General features: G+C 68.8%; 1 protein-coding gene. It reads right to left on the reverse strand.

Annotated elements, in window-relative coordinates; genetic code table 11:
• Positions 1-407: phospholipid carrier-dependent glycosyltransferase (locus IEY93_RS37275; protein WP_229691810.1), on the reverse strand; the 407-nt coding region annotated here is incomplete at both ends.

Genomic DNA, 407 nt, shown 5'->3' on the forward strand with positions numbered 1-407 from the left:
GCCAGCAGCAACCCGGCCATGCACCCCAGCAGCGTCGAACGGGTCATCCGCCGGGCCAGCCGGGCCAGCATCAGGATGGACAGCGCTCCGATCAGCGCCGCCGCGAACCGCCACCCGAACGGGTTCGGCCCGAACAGCCACTCACCCACCCCGATCATCCACTTGCCCAGCGGCGGGTGGACGACGTAGGAGGCGCATTCGCCGATCTGCTCCGGGCCGCACTGCTTCCAGATGCCGGTGTTGCCGGCCAGGAGCATCTTGTCGGCGTCCTGGACCGCCACCCGCTCGACGCCGAAGTTGATCAGCGAGTAGGCGTCCTTGGCGTAGTACGTCTCGTCGAACACCACCGCCTTGGGCGTGCCGAGCCGGTCGAACCGCAGGAACGCGCCGAACAGCGCCACCAGGAT

The sequence above is a fragment of the Sphaerisporangium melleum genome (genome assembly GCF_014646695.1).
In the GTDB taxonomy this organism is placed as follows: Bacteria; Actinomycetota; Actinomycetes; order Streptosporangiales; family Streptosporangiaceae; genus Sphaerisporangium; species Sphaerisporangium melleum.